Raw genomic sequence first — 17,262 nt, 5'->3', positions numbered from 1 at the left:
AGGCGCATCAGTTCACACTGCACATCATCGCGATTTGATTGAGGCGGATGGCATCGCCATCGGTGGTCTCATCATGCATCAGCGGTGTGAACAGCTTGGCCTCTTTCAGCCTGTCGAGTGTGCAGCTGCAATAAGATGTGCAGAAGGCTGCACTGTCGCTCGCCTCGCAGGAGGTCTGGCAGCTGGAGAGATAGGCAGGGCTGAGGTCCGGCGGCACGAAAAGCGTTGCAAGGAAGACAAGCCCGAAGAGCACGGGCTGGTGCAGCAGGTAGAAGATCAGGCTGTGCCGGCCGAGAAAGGTGAAGCCATTCTCACGTTTTGGCCATAGCGAGGCCGTCTTCAGCCATGGCAGAGTGAGTCGGCTTGCGGCGATACCGATCAGGAAGGGTCCGATCCAGGGTAGAAGCGGCACGTAGTCATTCGAGATCGGTGGATGGGCCGGCATGGTGATCCAGGCCAGATAACGTGGATCGAAGAATTCCGGACGGATGAAGAAGGGCAAGGCGAAGGCGGCAATGCCGGCAACAAGTGTGACAGGGGCTGGAAGCCGCACGAAGGCGAGGCCGATAATGCTGGAGACGGCAATCGCCTGCAGAATGCCGAAATAGATGATGGCATTGGGCGTGGTGATGATCGAAACCACGGTGATGGCGGCGCCTGCGACAACCAGAATGGCAAGCCTTTTGGCAAAGGCGCGCATTCGCCACTGCCGGCCATGGGCCATATAGAGGCTGTAACCGGCGATGAAGAGAAAGCTCGCCGCGATGGCATGGGCGAAGATGGCGAAACCGCCCCGGGTGGAAAGCCCCGGATCGACATAGCCGAAATGATCAAGGTCCCAGGTGAAATGATAGATCGCCATGGCGATCAGGGCGATGCCGCGGGCGGCATCCAGAATGTGGATGCGCGGGCGCGGCGCCTTTTGCGTCAGTGCGGCGTTGGAGACGTTTAAGATTGTCATTCGCTGGTCCGGGTTGCAGGGGATATGGCCTCGACGATCACCGCCCTTGCCGGTGAGAAATATTGCCGGCGGGTCAGGATCACAAAGACAAAGGCCGTCGTGGCGATAAAGATATAGGGGCTGAGAAACCAGCCGAGATATCCAATGGACAGGAAGATGGCGCGAAGTCCGGCGTTAAAATGGCGTGCAGCGAGAATGTTCACCTCGGCGACCTTTTCCGCAGCGGATTCCGCCTGTTTGCGGTCGGCATCGGTGTCGCGCATCATTGGCAGCGCACCAAAGAGAATGGTGTTGTAATTGAACAGCCGGTAGGACCAGCCAAATTTGAAAAAGGAATAGCCAAAGATTGCCGCCAGGCCGCCAGCCTTGATTTCGAAGGCGAGGCGTGAGCCCTGAAGCCAGCCGGGTAAGTCGGAAAACAGGCTCTGTGCGCGGTCTGCATCGCCCATCAGCGCAAAGCAGCCGCCGATCGCGAAGATTGATGTCGAGGCGAAAAAGGCTGTGCCGTTCTGCAGGCCGGAGAGGATCTGTGTATCGATCATCTTCAGGTCACGTGTCAGCGAGGTGATCATCCAGCGCTTGCGATGTACCATCATCGCCTCACTGAGGCTCATGCGTCGGGTCAGCCGCCATGTACCGGAAACCACCCGGTCGAACAGCACCCAGGTCAGTAGAAAGAACAGAAGTGCCAGGGCATCGATATTGGTCATTTGCGGCTCCGGGCCCTGTGTCGCGGCCGAATCACTGAGATTTGATCTCTGATTAACCAGTATGGCCTTTTGAGGGAGATTTGCCTGCCGGAACAGTCTATTGCAAGCCGTGCCCCGCCACTAACACACAATTTCGCCTTTTTATGATTGCGAAATGTTACAGATTTTAATAAAGGGGTAACCATCATCACGGCAACTTCCCACTGCCGGATGGGAAAGTGACAAACGGAGTTATCATGGAAGACACCGTACAGAGGTCCTGCTGGGGCATCACCATTCGCGCCGTGGTCGGTATTGGCGCCATCCTTGGACTTGTATATCTCTTTGTCGCTGTCTGAACAGCAGACTTGAGCAGATTGAAAGACAACGGCGTGATCCTCCTTCGGATCCGCCGTTGTTTTCGTTCTGGCTGTGAGGTCTCTTCGCCGCGCCTGATGTTGACAGGTGTCGCCCATGGCAGAAGCGGTGTCGGTCGCAAGCGCTTGTCTTGCCGCAATCCATCGCTACCCTTTTTGAATAACGCGGCATTCGGAGCAGGGAGCAAGGCCATGTTTCTATCGGTTTTTGAGGTGTTCAAGATCGGTGTCGGACCGTCCAGCTCCCATACAATGGGGCCGATGTCGGCAGGCGCGCGATTCCTTGATCTGATTGCATCGGCTGATTGGCCGCGTCCGGCCGGCGCGCGTGTCGTGCGGCTTGCCGTCAGCCTGCATGGCTCGCTCGCCTTTACCGGCGTGGGCCATGCAACAGACCGGGCCGTGATCCTCGGTCTTGCCGGTGAACGGCCGGAAACGGTCGAGCCTGACCGGATGGATGGGATCATTGCCAGTGTCCGTGAAACCCATAGGTTGACGCCGCCAGGCCATGAGCCCTATCTTTTCGATATCGATCAGGATCTCGTTTTTGATCGCAAGACGCCTCTGCCGGGCCATGCCAATGGCATGATTTTTTCGGCTCTGGACCAGAATGGCGCCGTCCTGCTCAGGCGAACCTATTATTCGATCGGTGGCGGGTTTGTGCTCAGTGATACCGAGCTTGAGGCCTTGCGGAACAATGGTCCGGACCAGGTGCGGGCTGCTGGTGTGCAAGATGTGCCCTTTCCCTTCCGTAGTGCGCGTGAAATGCTGGGCATGGCCGCACGATCCGGCCTGACGATTGCTGCTATGAAACGTGCCAACGAGGAAGCGCATATGTCCCGGACAGCGCTTGATAGCGGGCTCGACCGGCTCTACGCAACCATGAGCGACTGTATTGATCGCGGGCTGAAAGGCGAAGGCGTGCTGCCCGGCGGTCTCAGGGTGAAGCGTCGCGCCGGCAGGCTTTATCAGCGGCTTCTCAACGATCGGCAGCACAATCAGTTCGATCCGATGATGGCCAATGACTGGCTTTCCGTTTTCGCCATGGCGGTGAATGAGGAAAATGCCGCGGGAGGGCGGGTTGTGACGGCGCCCACCAATGGTGCGGCCGGCGTCATTCCCGCCACCTTGCGCTATTTCCGTGAATTTCACGACAGTGTGGGGCGGGAAACGATCCGCGATTTCCTGCTGACTGCCGCAGCGGTCGGCGGCATCATAAAGACCAATGCGTCCATCTCTGGCGCCGAAGTCGGCTGTCAGGGCGAAGTCGGCTCGGCCTCTGCCATGGCCGCTGCCGGTCTCGCCGCCGCCATGGGCGGCACACCGGAGCAGATCGAAAACGCCGCCGAAATCGCGCTCGAACATCATCTCGGTATGACATGTGATCCTGTCGCGGGGCTTGTGCAGGTGCCTTGTATCGAGCGCAATGCTCTGGGGGCGGTGAAGGCGGTGACGGCGGCATCGCTGGCGCTGAAGGGCGATGGCAGTCATTTCGTACCGCTCGACAATTGCATCGAAACCATGCGCCAGACCGGTGGTGATATGGACGAGCGTTACAAGGAAACCTCACTCGGTGGTCTCGCCGTCAATGTGGTGGATTGCTGAAATCACCATGAATTGGGGCTTGACCGCGATCACCATCGGCGGTTCAAGAAGATTATGAGCCTTCACATTCTCAAACTCTGCGTCGGTGCGACCGGCATTGACGATCTGCGCGAATGGGTTGCTGACCGCGCCATGGCGGCGATTTCCGCCGGAATGGAGCCGCACAGTGTCCATACCACGCGGATGACGCCGAAGCGGCGTGACGAGCTGCTGGATGGCGGTTCGCTCTACTGGGTTATCAACGGACAGGTGCGCGCGCGCCAGGCACTTCTCGATATCGCCAACCATACGGACGGACAGGGGATCGAGCGCTGCGACCTCATTTTGGCGCCGCAGGTGGTCGAAACCGTGCCGGTGCCCCGCCGTCCGTTCCAGGGCTGGCGCTATCTCAAGGGCGAGGAGGCGCCGCGCGACCTCGATATGGGCGAGGGCGGTGAGGAACTGCCTGATGAACTTCGTGCCGAGCTTGCCGAGCTGGGATTGCTCTGACACACGCCTGTTCTTTGCTTTTGAGGCATTGCGGAACGCCGCTGCCGCGGCGCCCCTGCTGGGCGCTACCGTGACTGGTTCCAAGAGCCCCCGGCGCTGACATTATCATCCATGATATTCTGCGCATCGTTTCTGTGGCCCGAGGGCGCGCCGGCAAAGTCCTGGGGAGCGGGGTGATACGTATTCGCGCTTGTCGAAGGCTGTGCATCTCGCGATTTTTGTTTGCCGTCATCGAAGGATCTGACCAAGGCCTGCATCTTTGGAGGTATAGGCAGATCCTTGACCGCTGTGCCATTCCGGTTTGCCTCCTCGAACACGGCAAGAGCGCTGCGTTGCGTCAGGCTTGCATTCCTGTTGAAATCATCTTGCCGTTGTTGCGCCTCCTGTCTTTGCCTTTCCTGCTCTTGCTGCTGTTCCAGATCATTCTGGCGTCTCTGCGCGGCTTCCAGCGCCCGGCGCAGGAGTATTTCATTGATATTGAGGTTTCGGTTGGCATATGGTTCGTTATTCATCTTGGATTTCTTCCTGCTTTTCGAAGAAAATTTTCTGGCTGGACATGCATCTGGTGAGCTGCTGCCAGGATTTGCCTGCAACGGTCATTTCCGCTGTTGCCCGCCTAAAAGAATCCCTGTCCATCCTATGAAAAAATCGAAAATCCGAATGTCGTGCAGCTCAATCGGGCCGGTTTTCCGGATCAGGGCGAATGTGGTTGTGGATGTCATTACCGGTTCGCGGAAGCTTCCATTCTGCTTCGCCGGAAGGAAAGGCCGGCAGCGCATAGAGCTGCTATTGCAATTCTTGGCAACGGGGAGGGGAGCACCATTTCAGCGTTCCCTTCGTCGTTTGCGGGAACGGCCAGAGCGCCGTGCATCCATTCGGATGCACAAAGGACGATGCTGTCGTCTGGAAATGTCTTGTCAAAAAGAAAACGGGCCATTTTCGGCCCGTCAGACTGCTGACAAAGCCATTCAGATTGCTTGTTGGAGGTGGAATAGCCTCACCCTCCGTCGTCATCCCCGTGCTCGTCACGGGGATCCAGGCTCTTCATAGCATTGGATTATAGGAGTTTTTCTCCGTGCAGACGCATAGCAGCTGGATGCCTGTGGACCAAGCACAGGCATGACGTCAGAAAAAGGGGGAGGTTTGTCAGCAAACTAAAACGGGCCGTTTTCCGGCCCGTTTCAATTTCAGGTTCTGTCTGATCGGATCAGTGCAGGATCTGGCTGAGGAACAGCTTGGTCCGCTCATGCTGCGGGTTATCGAAGAACTCGGCTGGCGAATTCTGCTCGACGATCTGTCCCTGGTCCATGAAGATAACCCGGTTGGCAACCTGGCGGGCGAAGCCCATTTCGTGGGTGACGCAGAGCATGGTCATGCCTTCTTCGGCAAGTGAAACCATGGTGTCCAGCACTTCCTTGATCATTTCCGGGTCGAGCGCCGAGGTGGGCTCGTCGAACAGCATGATCTTCGGGCTCATGCACAGCGAACGGGCAATCGCCACGCGCTGCTGCTGACCGCCGGAAAGCTGACCGGGATATTTATTGGCCTGATCGGGGATCTTGACCCGCGTCAGGTAATGCATTGCGATTTCTTCGGCTTCCTTTTTCGGCATCTTGCGCACCCAGATCGGCGCCAGCGTGCAGTTTTCCAGGATGGTCAAATGCGGAAACAGGTTGAAGTGCTGGAACACCATGCCGACCTCGCGACGCACTTCGTCGATCTTTTTCAGATCGTCGGTGAGTTCGACATTGTCGACGATGATGTCGCCCTGCTGATGCTCTTCAAGGCGGTTGATGCAGCGGATCATCGTCGACTTGCCGGAACCCGATGGACCGGCAATGACGATGCGCTCGCCGCGCATGACCTTGAGGTTGATGTCGCGCAGCACGTGAAAGTCACCATACCACTTGTTGACATGGATAAGCTCGACCGCAACTTCGGTTTCCGAAACGGTCATCTGCGATTCATGGGATAGGTCAGCCATGATTTTCCCCTTCAATTCCTATCGTTTATGCCCGGTGTCGAGATGGCGTTCCATGAAGTCGGAATAACGCGACATGCCGAAGCAGAACAGCCAGAAGACAAAACCGGCAAAGACGAGACCGGTGAGCGGTGTCATGGGTGAAGCCCAGCTGGCATCGGAGAAGTTGAACTTGATGATGCCGAGCAGATCGAACATGCCGATGATCGAAACCAGCGACGTATCCTTGAAGATCGAGATGAAGATGTTCACGATCGACGGAATAACCAGCTTGATGGCCTGCGGCAGGATGATCAGCCGCATGGTCTGCCAGTAGGAGAGCCCGAGCGAGGCAGCGCCTTCAAACTGGCCCTTGGGCATGGCCTGCAAGCCGCCGCGAATAACCTCTGCCATATAAGCGGAGGTAAACAGCGACACACCGATGACCGCACGCAGGAACTTGTCGAAAGTCCAGCCCTGCGGCAGGAACAGCGGCAGCATGACGCTGGCCATGAACAGGACCGTGATCAGCGGCACACCGCGCACGACTTCGATGAAGATCACAGACAGCATCTTGATCACCGGCATCTTGGAACGCCGCCCGAGCGCCAGCAGAATACCGAGCGGCAGCGAGACGGCAATGCCGAAGAAGGACAGGATCAGCGTGATCATCAACCCGCCCCAGTCAGCGGTTTCGACACGCGGCATGCCGAAATAGCCGCCATAGATCAGGATGAAAGACACAATCGGCAATACGAAGAAGAGCAAAACGGCGTTCAGCCCCTTCTTCGGTGCCGAGGGCATCAGCATCGGGATCAGCAGGATCGTGAACAGCACGAAGACCAGGATCGGCCGCCAGAACTGGGCATCGGGATAGCGCCCGAACAGGATCTGATCGAACTTGGCGCCGACAAAGGCCCAGCAGGCGCCGCTCCAGCCTTCCGGCCGGATACCGCCCTGGGCAACCGTGGCGCAGGCTTCGCGGCCGGAGCCGGTCCAGGCGGCATTGATGAACAGCCAGTCGATCAGTGGCGGCAGGGCCCAGACCAGAAGAGCGATGGCAATGATTGTCAGAATGACATCCTTGGGTGTGGCCAGAAGGTTGGCGCGGGTCCAGGATGCGATTGAATGCGTGTTTTCGGGTGCTGCGGACTGGCCGAGCATTTCCGATCGGACGAATTTGACGTCGTGCACCATCTTACCTCTCCACCAGCGCCATCTTGGCATTGAACCAGTTCATGAACACCGAGGTGAGCACGCTGAGCGACAGATAGACCACCATCCAGATCGTCACGACTTCAACGGCCTGACCGGTCTGGTTCAGAATCGTTTTGCCGACGGCAACGATATCGGCATAGCCAATGGCGATGGCGAGCGAAGAGTTCTTCGTCAGGCTCAGATATTCCGATGTCAGCGGCGGAATGATGATGCGCATCGCCTGCGGTACGACCACGAGACGGGTGACGAGATTGGGGTGCAGGCCCAGCGCATTGGCGGCCTCGGTCTGTCCCTTGGCAACACCATTGATGCCGCCGCGAATGATTTCAGCCATGAAGGCGGCGGTGTAGAGCGAGAGCGCCAGATAGAGTGACATGAATTCCGGACGGAGCGAGGCACCACCCGACAGGTTGAAGCGTCCGAGCTTGGGCATGTCAAAGGTGACGGGCATGCCGGTGACAAAAAAGGCCAGAACCGGAAGACCGATGATGAGAGCAAGGCCCGTCGAAAAAACGGGGAATTGCTGACCAGTCGCCATCTGACGCTTCTTGGCCCACATCGAAATGCCGATCGTTGCGACGATGCCGATGACGAAGGCAATCAGGATCGCGATCGATCCGGGGCCAAAGACCGGCATAGGAACGGTGAGCCCGCGATTGTTCAGATACATATCCAGCGGCAGCTCCAGCGATTCGCGCGGAGATGGCAGGATCGACAGCACGCCGGTATAAAAGAAGAAGATAACGAGCAGCGGGGGAATGTTGCGGAAGATTTCCACATAGACCTGGCAGAGCTTGGCCACCAGCCAGTTGCGTGACAGGCGCCCGACGCCAACGATAAAGCCGACGATCGTGGCCGTGATGATCGCCGTGATCGAGACCGCAATCGTGTTGATGAGCCCGACCACAAAGGCGCGGCCATAGGTCATGTCATTATTGTAGGGAATCAGCGACTGCGAAATATCGAAGCCGGCGCGATTTCCCAGAAAGCCGAAACCGGAGGCAATACCGGCCCGGTTCAAGTTCGCCACCGTGTTGTCAACCACCCACCAGATCGCTGCAAGAAACAGGACCAGCGTTATGAATTGGTAGAAGAAACCACGCACGGCAGGATTGTAAAGCATTGCCGCAATGCTGGATTCCCGCATGGGAGAATTGTTTGTCTGCTCAGCCATATTTTCCCCGAAAGCCCTTTGTCTGGTTTATTTTTGTAAGGGCAAGACGGGCAGAACCCGCCTTGCCGTATTCATGACCATAAAGGGTAGTGTACCGGTCTTAGCGTACCGGCGGGCCGTACTGCAGGCCGCCCTTTGTCCACAGGGCGTTGAGGCCGCGCTCGATCTTCAGCGGGCTGCCGGTGCCGACATCCTTGTCGAAGACTTCGCCGTAGTTACCAACATACTTGATGATGTTGTAAGCCCACTTTTCATCAAGGCCGAGATCGGTGCCGAGCTTGCTGTCAGCTTCGCCGCCGAGCAGACGCTTGATGTTCGGGTTGTCGGAAGAAACCATGTCGTCGACATTGGCCATGGTGATACCCATTTCTTCCGCATTGACCATCGCATACTGAACCCAGGAAACGATGTCGAACCACTGGTCGTCGCCCTGGCGAACGGCCGGGCCAAGCGGTTCCTTGGAGATGATTTCCGGCAGAATGACGTAATCATCCGGGTTGGAAAGCGTCAGGCGGATAGCATAAAGGCCAGACTGGTCAGTGGTGTAGACGTCGCAACGGCCCTGATCGAAGGCGTTGTTCACGTCTTCAAGTGCTTCGAATACAACCGGGTTGTATTCCATGCCGTTGGCCTTGAAATAGTCGGCGAGGTTCAGTTCCGTCGTGGTGCCGGACTGGACGCAGACAGCGGCGCCGGAAAGCTGCAGGGCGGAATCAACGCCCAGGCTCTTCGGAACCATGAAGCCCTGGCCATCGTAATAGTTGACGGCGCGGAAGTTGAAGCCGAGCGAGGTGTCGCGGCTCAGCGTCCAGGTAGTGTTACGTGTCAGAACATCGACTTCACCGGACTGCAGAGCCGGGAAGCGATCGGTGCCGGTGGTCGGCACAAACTTTACAGCCGTCGGATCGGCGAAGATTGCAGCAGCAATGCCGCGGCAATAATCAACGTCCAGCCCCGACCATTCTCCCTTGTCGTCGGCTGCAGAGAAGCCAAGAAGACCGGTGCTGACGCCGCAGGTGACGTAGCCCTTTGCCTTGACGTCATCGAGCGTCGTGGCCGACGCGCCATGAGCGCCGAGGCCAAAGACCACTGCGCCAAGAGCGGCAGACAGAAGCGTCTTTTTCATTTTCCCAACCTTTGTTTATCATTGAAAATAGCAACCGGTCCCCTCGATCGCGAAATATAATTTAAGGCACCAGCCGCTGCTCGGCGAACCCCTCGGTGCGAGCCAGCACATCTCAGTCGCAATTTTCCAGATGGTCAAGACTTGCTCAAAAAAAACGGACTGATTTTGCGAAAAACGTCCATTTATGAGAAAAAAATAGGCAAAAATCGAAATTTTAAGCACATATTTGGTCACAAATTTAGCGCTGTCAGCCGATTTAATTGTTCAGTCTTTTACGCTGTTTAGCCAACTGACTTGACCAGTGGGCATCATCGATTCAAAAGAGTGAATAAGACCTTCCCGATTGATCAGAGTAGACTTGCCCAATGTCAAAAAAACATGACGCTGCCTCTTTTGCAGGCGATAATACCAGGCTGGCCCATATCGGTTACGAGCCGCTTGACTTTCATGGCTTTGTAAACCCGCCGGTTGTCCATGCCTCTACAGTGCTGTTTCCCGATGCCGGCGCCACGGAAAAGCGCGAGCAGAAATATACTTATGGCACCCATGGCACCCCGACCACCGATGCGTTGTGCGCGGCTGTCGACACGCTGGAAAATTCTGCCGGTACGCTGATCTATCCCTCTGGCCTTGCTTCGATCACGCTGCCCTGGCTCGCTTTCGTATCGCCGGGTGATCATGTGCTGATCGTTGATTCGGTTTATGATCCGGCCCGCCGTTTTGCCGACAAGGTTCTGACCCGCATGGGCGTCGAGGTCGAATATTACCATCCTGAGGAGGGGGCTGATTTTGAGCGTCTGTTCAAGCCCAATACCCGTCTCGTCCATACCGAGGCTCCGGGCTCCAATACGTTTGAAGTCCAGGATATCCGCCTCATCAGCGAGGTTGCACATGCCCATGATGCGATCGTTTCGATGGACAATACCTGGGCAACGCCGCTTTATTTCAAGCCGCTCGATTTTGGTGTGGACCTGTCTCTCACGGCTGCAACGAAATATTTTTCCGGCCATTCCGATGTGCTGATGGGCACCGCCTCGGCCAACGAGAAATGCTTCGAACGCCTTTATGACAACTACACCTGGATGGGGGTCTGCGGCGCACCTGATGACAGCTACCAGATCCTCAGGGGGCTGCGCACCATGGGTGTCCGGCTGGCACATCAGGAAAAGAGCGCGCTGGAAGTGGCCCGTTTCCTCGAAAGCTGCCCGGAGGTTGCCCGCGTGCTGCATCCGGGGCTGGAAAGCTTCCCGACACATGCGCTGTGGAAGCGTGATTTCAAGGGCGCAAGCGGCCTTTTCTCCTTCGTATTGAAGGCGGATGAGGGTGAATTCAAGACCCGCCAGCATGCTTTCCTCGATGCCCTGGAACTCTTTGGCATCGGCTATTCCTGGGGCGGTTACGAATCGCTTGCGGTACCGGTGAACCTGTCGTCGCGCACGGTAGCGCTCGCCCCTGAGGAAGGGCCGGTTATCCGCCTGCAGATCGGTCTGGAGGATGTCGCTGACATCGTTGCCGACCTGCAGCGCGGGTTGGATGCCCTGTCTTCGGGCAGGCCCCACCTGTCAGCCGTGGCAAGCCGCTGACAGTCCGGGCATGAGGCGCCTGTCGGGAAGGCGGGCGGCTTCAATCTGTTGCGGGCTCAACACGGCTCTCAACTGTTTCGTGGCCTTGGCGAGGGCTGTACCCTTCTGGCCACGAAGCGCCATCTGTTGTGCTGCAAAGGCTGCAACATCAAGGCTTTTCAGACCTTCCTGTGATTGCCGTTCTGCGAGCATGTTCCGCAACGCATCAATCTGCGTCTGGTCTGGCACCAGAGAGATCACGGCCTCGGCGAAACTGTTCCAGGCTGGTTTCTGCGCAGCCGTAATGCCGATAGCGCGCTCCTGATCCGCGAGAAAGGCCACGGCGGCAAGACGCATGCGGGTCGGATCGAGATTGGCGAGACGTGCTGACGGATCGGCCAGCATCTGGCAGAGGCGCGCATTCACTGGCCCGTGGGCCGAGGCCCCGGTGGCCGGCAACAGGGGCAGGGTGAGCGCGAAGATGGCGACGGCGGCTAGGCCCCGTCGCGCCGGGTTCATCATCATGACTTCGTCCTTCCTTCAAGCGATGGGAACGGGCGAAGCGTGCCAAACGGTCTTTGCAGCCGTTCGTCGCTTTGTTTCATTTCATTTCAGCCGGGCATGAGCGGCAGGGTTATGATGACGCCAAGGCCGGAGGCAGGCGACGACGTCAGCACAATCGTTCCGCCGGCGGCATCGACGATCTGCTTGACGATGGTGAGCCCGAGACCTGTCCCGCCGGTTTCACGGCTGCGGGAATGTTCCACGCGGTAGAACGGCTCGAAAACCTTGTCACGTTCTTCCGGCGCAATGCCGGGACCATCATCGTCGATGACAAGGCGGGCATGATGAGCGTCGGCGCTGAGCTGGATATCGAAATGCGATGCATAGCGTGCCGCGTTGCCGATCAGATTTGCAACAATGCGCATCAACGCAACCTCACTCAGCGCCACGCGGATTTCGTCCATCTCGGCGGTGAACGTATAAAGGGCCCTGTCTATATCGGCGAGCTGGCTTGTGAGTGCTGCGACAAGCGGGGCGCCCTTGCCATCTTGCATGGCGGTTGAAACAGCGGCGAAATCGAGTGTTTCCGCCAGAAGCGCCTGCATCGCTTCAAGGTCGGCGATGGCGCCATCGCGTCTTGTGCTTTCTGGCATCATTTCGATCCTGAGACGCAGGCGGGTCAGATAGGTTCCCATATCGTGTGAAATGGAGCCGAGCAGCATGGTTCGGCCGGAAACCAGAGTATCGATACGTTTCTGCATGCGGTTGATGGCTGCGATCAGCTGCCGGATTTCGGCAGCACCTGTTTCATCTATCGGTTGTTGCGGCGCTGATGTGCCGAAACGCTCGACCTGACGTGACAGCGCCACGAGCGGGCGCATCTGCCGGGCGATGGCAATCAGCGCAACCAGCGCGATGACAAGGCCGGTCACGCCGGCGAAAAAGCCGACAGGAACGCCGAGCAGCCGGATCGTTACATTGTCGCGGAGTTTGACTTCCAGATAGCTGCCGTCACGGAGTTCGACATAGACTTCATAGCTGCCGTCATTGCCGAAGACGGTACCGCTGACGCCGCGGGTCCGGACGGTGCGATTGGTGATCCCGCGGGCGATGAGCGCATTTTCGACGGCGTCGCGAATGCGCGGCAAGCCGAAGCGCGCGCCGCTTTCCGGCTCGGGGCGGGCAATGATGGCAATCGTCCGGTCTCCCCCGGCTCCCGCCGCAAGCACAAGGCTGCGGGTTTGCGTATCCGAGCGATCCAGGAGTTCGACCAATGCTGCGATCCGTTCCGGCACCTTCAGGAGCGTTTCGACCGGGCTGGTAACTCGCAGTGAGAGAAACAGGATGAGGGCCACCAGCTGGATTGCCAGGAAGGCGGCGGCGATGATCAGCATCAGCCGGGTGACGAGGCCGAACCGTTTCATCTTCAGCCCTTGGTGACGCTTGCGGAGAACAGATAGCCGGCATTGCGCACGGTGGTGATCACATTGACACCGTCGCCCAGATGAGGCTGCAATTTGGCTCTGAGCCGCGACACCGTGACGTCGATGGTGCGGTCAAAGGGATCCATATGGGTTCGCCCGCGTGTCAGGTCGAGTAGCTGTTCGCGGGACAGAACCCGTTGCGGGCGTTCCAGAAGATTGGCCAGCAGGTCGAATTCGGCGGTGGTGAGATCAATGATCCGGCCGTCTGCATCTGTGACACAGCGCGCATCGAGATCGACGTTGATATCTTCGAAACGGCGAATGCGGCGCGGATTGTCGCCCACATCGCGATCCCCGCCGGTGCGCCGCAGGATGGCGCGGATGCGTGCCAGCAATTCGCGCGGGTTGAAGGGTTTGACGAGGTAATCATCGGCGCCGAGCTCAAGGCCGACAATGCGGTCGATATCGTCGCGTTTGGCCGTCAGCATCAGGACAGGAACCCTGGAGTGGCCGCGCAGGCGCCGGCAGATGGAAAAACCATCCTCACCGGGCAGCATGATATCGAGTACGACCAGATCCGGCATTCCGGCAGCGACAAGCCGATCAAAGGCGGCGCCATTATCGGCGACGCGTACCTCATAATCTTCCGCTCCGAGAAATTCGGCCAGCAGCGCGCGGATTTCCGGGTCGTCTTCGACAATAATGAGTTTCCTGGTGGTCATGGGAAAAGGATGGTGCCGTGTCCGTGCTTTGGCAAGCGCTGCGGGCAGCGGGATACAAACTGTAACAAAGCAGTCAGGCTTTGCAAAAACGGTGCAAAGAAAACCCGGCAAACCGTCATGCATCGAAAACCAGCCCCTGGAGAATGATACATGTTTCGTGTCCTCGTCCCCGTCTGCCTTGCTGTTGGGCTTTCCGCCGGAACCAGTTTTGCCGCGACATCGCTTTCTGATCTGCGGGCCGTCTGCCGGGCCGATTTGCAGGCCTATTGCGCTCATGTCGCGCGCAGTGACGGCAAGCTTCAGGCCTGCATCGCCGACAATATTCACGCCTTCAGTCCCGATTGCCAGGTGGCTCTCGACAAGGCACGGGCCGAACGTGCAGAAATGAGCGGCCAATGACGCCATTGCAAAAGCCGCAACGGCGCCGGCGGCGCATCTCGCCCATGTTGATCGTCACGGCAATCTGCACCGTGGCCGCCGTTGGATTTGCCGGCTACCGATATTTCTATCCGAAAACCGTTGAGGCCGGTGCCGTTTCGGTCGTGCCGCTGGTGAGTGAAACCCTCGGTCCGGCAACGCTTGATGCACTGACCATGACTTCGGTTGCCAGCCGGGTTTCGGGGCGTATTGCCGCGATCAATGTTGATGAGGGGGATCAGGTGCGCGCCGGCGAAATTCTGGTGCGCCTTGTTGACAGCGATACCGAGGCGGCGGTTCTGCAGGCCGAAGCGCAGCTTCGCGCCGGACAGAATGCGGTCGTTGCGGCGAAAGCGGATCTCGCCAGTGTCAGTGCCGTCAGTGAAAATGCCGCGCGGCTTCACAAGCGTCAGCAGCAGCTGATGACGACGGGTGCCACGACGCAGACCGCGCTTGACAATGCCGAGGCTGACGCCCGTCAGGCCACGGCCGAACTGGACAAGGCGAGGGCGGCCATCGCCCAGGCTGAGGGCAATGTCGATGCCTATAAGGCAGCGCTTGCCGTTGCCAATGCCAACCTGTCGGAAACGGTGATTCGTGCACCGTTCGACGGGATTGTGGTCTCGCGTGATCAAAGCGTTGGTGCGGTGGTCACGGCGGGTGTCAGCATTGTCCAGCTTGTCGATCCAGCCTCGCTGGTGCTCTCCGCGCGCTTTGATGAAAGCCTGATTGCCAGGCTTGATCCCGGCATGAAGGTTTCAGCTGACTTCAACGGCGAGGAGATTACCGGTTCAGTGCTCAGGATCAACCGGTTCGTCGATACCGAAACCCGTGAATTCTCCGTCGACGTGAAGCTCGATTCCCTGCCGAAGAACTGGGCGATCGATCAGCGCGCGCGCGTTCACATCGCTGTGGCGGAACAGACGACCTTGCCCAGTGTCGACAAGGCGTTGATTGACCGGCGGCGCGATGTGGCCGGGCTGTGGCTGGTTGAGCATGGCCGGATCCATTTCACGCCCGTCGCCTTTGCCGGCGGCTCGGCGACCCGCGCAGTGCTGGTCACGCCGATCCCTGAAGGCACGCTTGCGGTCAAACCGGGCCGGAGGCTGTTTGCCTATATGCCGGTGAAGCCTGAGGAGGGCGGGCAATGAAGCTCGCCATTCGCGATATTCTCCATTCACCAGCCCGCTTTTTGCTCACCGCGCTTGGCGTTGGCTTCCTGCTGATGGCCGTTGTCGGAATGACCGGGCTTTACCGTGGCATTGTTGACGACGCGACTTTGCTGATCGACGCGATTTCCACCGACATGTGGGTGGTTCAGGGCGATCGTGAGGGGCCATTTGCCGAAAACTCTTCGGTGCCTGCCAATATGGACCGGCGGGTGGAAGGCGTGCCGGGCGTTGCGGCAACGCGGCGCTTCCTCCAGTTCAGCTACCAGTTTGAGGATGAGGGCAGGCCGTTGCGCGTTGCCGTTACCAGCCTTGATACGCCAAGCGATACCGGGCAGTGGATCCCGCTCGTTGCTGGCCGGCACCTGAGCGCCAACCGTTTCGAGGCGATCGCCAATGAGAATACCGGGCTGGCGCTGGGTGAAAAGGTGAAGCTCGACAAGGAGGACATCACCATTGTCGGCATTGCCAGGAGCATGGTCGATATGAGCGGCGACGGCATGCTGTTCATGTCGACGGCCGATGTGATGGAACTGGCCCAGAGGCGCACATCCGAGGAAGTGCTGCTCGCCCGTGCCGCAGCAGCCGACAGCACATCTGCGACGGCGATCGCGCCCAATGCCGGCAAGATTGCAGCGGTATTGGTAACGCTTGATCCGGCGGCCGATGAGCAGACGGTTATCAACCGGATATCATCCTGGGGCGATGCGGAAGTGGTGACCAACAGCGAGCAGCGCGACATGATCCTCAACAAGCGGCTCGGCAAGCTGCGCTTCCAGATCCTGGCCTTCACCATTCTCATTCTGGCGATCACCTTTCTTGTCGTCTCGCTGATCATCTACACGATGACACTCGAAAAACTGCACGAGATCGCCATGCTGAAGCTGATCGGTGCCCGCAATTCGGTGATCGCCGGCATGATCGGCGGCGAGGCGGTGCTGATCGGCATTGTCGGCTATGGGCTGGCGGTGCTGGGATCGTTGATCATCTTTCCGATGTTCCCGCGCCGGATCGTCATCGACGGGGTAACGCTCAGTATGCTTGCCGTTGCACTGGTCTTCATTTGCGGCTTCGGAAGCTGGATCGGGATTGCGCGGGCGTTGAAGGTCTCGCCACAGGAGGTGCTTTCATGAGCGGGGAAACGGTGTTGAGCGTTGAAAATGCCACCCGGCATTACCGCAGTGGCGACAGCGTGGTGAAGGCGCTGGATGGCGTGTCGCTTTCCGTCCGTCGCGGCGAACTGGTGGGCATTGTCGGGCCAAGCGGCTCGGGCAAGAGCACATTTCTGATGATTGCCGGTCTTCTGGCGACGCCGAGTGACGGCGCGGTCTGGCTTGCGGGCGAGCGGGTCAATGCTCAAGATGCAGATCTCGGGCGCCTGCGAGATTTCCGCCGCCGCCATATCGGTTTCGTGTTCCAGAAAGCCAATCTCATTCCCTTTCTCTCAGCCGCCGAGAATGTCTCGATTGCGCTGGAAATCGACGATGTTCCGGCGGGACCCGCGCTGAAATACGCGCATCAGCTACTGGAGGCGCTCGATCTTGGCCATCGCGCTGACAACAAGCCCAGCCGGCTTTCCGGCGGCGAGCAGCAACGTGTGGCGATTGCCAGGGCGCTTGCCAATGAACCGCCGCTGATCCTCGCTGATGAGCCGACCGCAGCGCTTGACGGCGTGCGCGGACGTCAGGCCATGGCTCTTTTCCGCGATATCGCCGTCAAACGTGACACCGCGGTCGTCGTCGTCACCCATGATCCCCGTGCTTTCGATATGTTTGACCGGATCCTGACGTTCGAGGACGGCAGGATCGTTTCGGAAAAGCGGCATGAAGAGGGGGCGGCGTAAAGGGAGTATGGAAAACCGGCGA

Annotated in this window: 17 protein-coding genes; 7 read left to right on the top strand and 10 right to left on the bottom strand. The window is 58.6% G+C overall.

Annotated features, from left to right (window positions below; translation table 11 throughout):
- Positions 1 to 7 precede the first annotated feature (7 nt).
- Both FJU08_RS13765 and FJU08_RS13760 read right to left on the bottom strand, forming a co-directional pair.
- Positions 8 to 961, bottom strand: a complete 954-nt coding sequence (locus FJU08_RS13765; RefSeq protein ID WP_141149600.1) for an acetyltransferase domain-containing protein — start codon at positions 959 to 961, stop codon at positions 8 to 10.
- The gene (locus FJU08_RS13760; protein WP_141149599.1) at positions 958 to 1,671 is read right to left on the bottom strand and encodes a DUF599 domain-containing protein; all 714 of its coding nucleotides are present in this window, start codon (positions 1,669 to 1,671) and stop codon (positions 958 to 960) included. Before FJU08_RS13760 ends, FJU08_RS13765 begins: the two co-directional genes overlap by 4 nt.
- 548 nt (positions 1,672 to 2,219) lie before the next feature.
- On the opposite strand from FJU08_RS13760, the gene FJU08_RS13755 reads away from it, so the two are divergent.
- Together FJU08_RS13755 and FJU08_RS13750 are read left to right on the top strand one after the other, a co-directional pair.
- A complete protein-coding gene (locus FJU08_RS13755; protein WP_141149598.1) occupies positions 2,220 to 3,632 on the top strand; it encodes an L-serine ammonia-lyase in 1,413 nt (470 codons plus the stop codon).
- 54 nt (positions 3,633 to 3,686) lie between these two features.
- Positions 3,687 to 4,121, top strand: coding sequence for a DUF1489 family protein (locus FJU08_RS13750; RefSeq protein ID WP_141149597.1), 435 nt, complete (start codon positions 3,687 to 3,689; stop codon positions 4,119 to 4,121).
- A 65-nt stretch (positions 4,122 to 4,186) separates the two neighbouring features.
- On the opposite strand, the gene FJU08_RS13745 is transcribed toward FJU08_RS13750, so the two are convergent.
- The 5 genes from FJU08_RS13745 to FJU08_RS13725 form a co-directional block, all read right to left on the bottom strand.
- Positions 4,187 to 4,633: a hypothetical protein gene (locus FJU08_RS13745; RefSeq protein ID WP_141149596.1), complete on the bottom strand. Its 447-nt coding sequence runs from the start codon at positions 4,631 to 4,633 to the stop codon at positions 4,187 to 4,189.
- 695 nt (positions 4,634 to 5,328) lie between these two features.
- Positions 5,329 to 6,105 (bottom strand): amino acid ABC transporter ATP-binding protein, encoded by a 777-nt coding sequence (locus FJU08_RS13740; RefSeq protein ID WP_141149595.1) that lies wholly within the window; start codon positions 6,103 to 6,105, stop codon positions 5,329 to 5,331.
- A gap of 18 nt (positions 6,106 to 6,123) precedes the next feature.
- On the bottom strand, positions 6,124 to 7,278 hold the full coding sequence (locus tag FJU08_RS13735; RefSeq protein WP_141149594.1) for an amino acid ABC transporter permease: 1,155 nt from the start codon (positions 7,276 to 7,278) through the stop codon (positions 6,124 to 6,126).
- Position 7,279: 1 nt separating this feature from the next.
- Positions 7,280 to 8,473 carry an amino acid ABC transporter permease gene (locus tag FJU08_RS13730; RefSeq protein ID WP_141149593.1) on the bottom strand — a complete coding sequence of 398 codons (1,194 nt, stop codon included), beginning with the start codon at positions 8,471 to 8,473 and terminating at the stop codon, positions 7,280 to 7,282.
- 100 nt (positions 8,474 to 8,573) lie between these two features.
- Positions 8,574 to 9,599, bottom strand: coding sequence for an amino acid ABC transporter substrate-binding protein (locus FJU08_RS13725; protein WP_141149592.1), 1,026 nt, complete (start codon positions 9,597 to 9,599; stop codon positions 8,574 to 8,576).
- A 365-nt stretch (positions 9,600 to 9,964) separates the two neighbouring features.
- On the opposite strand from FJU08_RS13725, the gene FJU08_RS13720 reads away from it, so the two are divergent.
- Positions 9,965 to 11,182 carry a cystathionine beta-lyase gene (locus tag FJU08_RS13720; protein WP_141149591.1) on the top strand — a complete coding sequence of 406 codons (1,218 nt, stop codon included), beginning with the start codon at positions 9,965 to 9,967 and terminating at the stop codon, positions 11,180 to 11,182.
- Here the strand turns inward: FJU08_RS13720 and FJU08_RS13715 are convergent.
- The 3 genes from FJU08_RS13715 to FJU08_RS13705 all read right to left on the bottom strand — a co-directional run bounded on the left by FJU08_RS13715 (position 11,162) and on the right by FJU08_RS13705 (position 13,811).
- Positions 11,162 to 11,686 carry a Spy/CpxP family protein refolding chaperone gene (locus FJU08_RS13715; protein WP_141149590.1) on the bottom strand — a complete coding sequence of 175 codons (525 nt, stop codon included), beginning with the start codon at positions 11,684 to 11,686 and terminating at the stop codon, positions 11,162 to 11,164. The two genes, FJU08_RS13720 and FJU08_RS13715, sit on opposite strands and share 21 nt — an antisense overlap.
- 86 nt (positions 11,687 to 11,772) lie before the next feature.
- Positions 11,773 to 13,089, bottom strand: a complete 1,317-nt coding sequence (locus FJU08_RS13710; RefSeq protein ID WP_141149589.1) for an ATP-binding protein — start codon at positions 13,087 to 13,089, stop codon at positions 11,773 to 11,775.
- A 2-nt stretch (positions 13,090 to 13,091) separates the two neighbouring features.
- Entirely contained in the window at positions 13,092 to 13,811 is a 720-nt protein-coding gene (locus tag FJU08_RS13705) for a response regulator (RefSeq protein ID WP_141149588.1), read from the bottom strand.
- A 150-nt stretch (positions 13,812 to 13,961) separates the two neighbouring features.
- On the opposite strand from FJU08_RS13705, the gene FJU08_RS13700 reads away from it, so the two are divergent.
- From FJU08_RS13700 to FJU08_RS13685, 4 genes are read left to right on the top strand one after another with little or no spacing between them, the layout of a single operon-like run.
- The gene (locus FJU08_RS13700; protein ID WP_141149587.1) at positions 13,962 to 14,210 is read left to right on the top strand and encodes a hypothetical protein; all 249 of its coding nucleotides are present in this window, start codon (positions 13,962 to 13,964) and stop codon (positions 14,208 to 14,210) included.
- Entirely contained in the window at positions 14,207 to 15,379 is a 1,173-nt protein-coding gene (locus FJU08_RS13695; protein ID WP_141149586.1) for an efflux RND transporter periplasmic adaptor subunit, read from the top strand. Before FJU08_RS13700 ends, FJU08_RS13695 begins: the two co-directional genes overlap by 4 nt.
- Complete coding sequence (locus FJU08_RS13690) at positions 15,376 to 16,530, top strand: ABC transporter permease (RefSeq protein WP_141149585.1); 1,155 nt, start codon at positions 15,376 to 15,378, stop codon at positions 16,528 to 16,530. Before FJU08_RS13695 ends, FJU08_RS13690 begins: the two co-directional genes overlap by 4 nt.
- Positions 16,527 to 17,240, top strand: coding sequence for an ABC transporter ATP-binding protein (locus FJU08_RS13685; protein ID WP_141149584.1), 714 nt, complete (start codon positions 16,527 to 16,529; stop codon positions 17,238 to 17,240). Before FJU08_RS13690 ends, FJU08_RS13685 begins: the two co-directional genes overlap by 4 nt.
- Positions 17,241 to 17,262 lie beyond the last annotated feature (22 nt).

This window comes from Martelella alba, assembly GCF_006516955.1.
Classification (GTDB): Bacteria; Pseudomonadota; Alphaproteobacteria; order Rhizobiales; family Rhizobiaceae; genus Martelella; species Martelella alba.
This window is presented reverse-complemented; position numbering and strand designations above follow the sequence as displayed.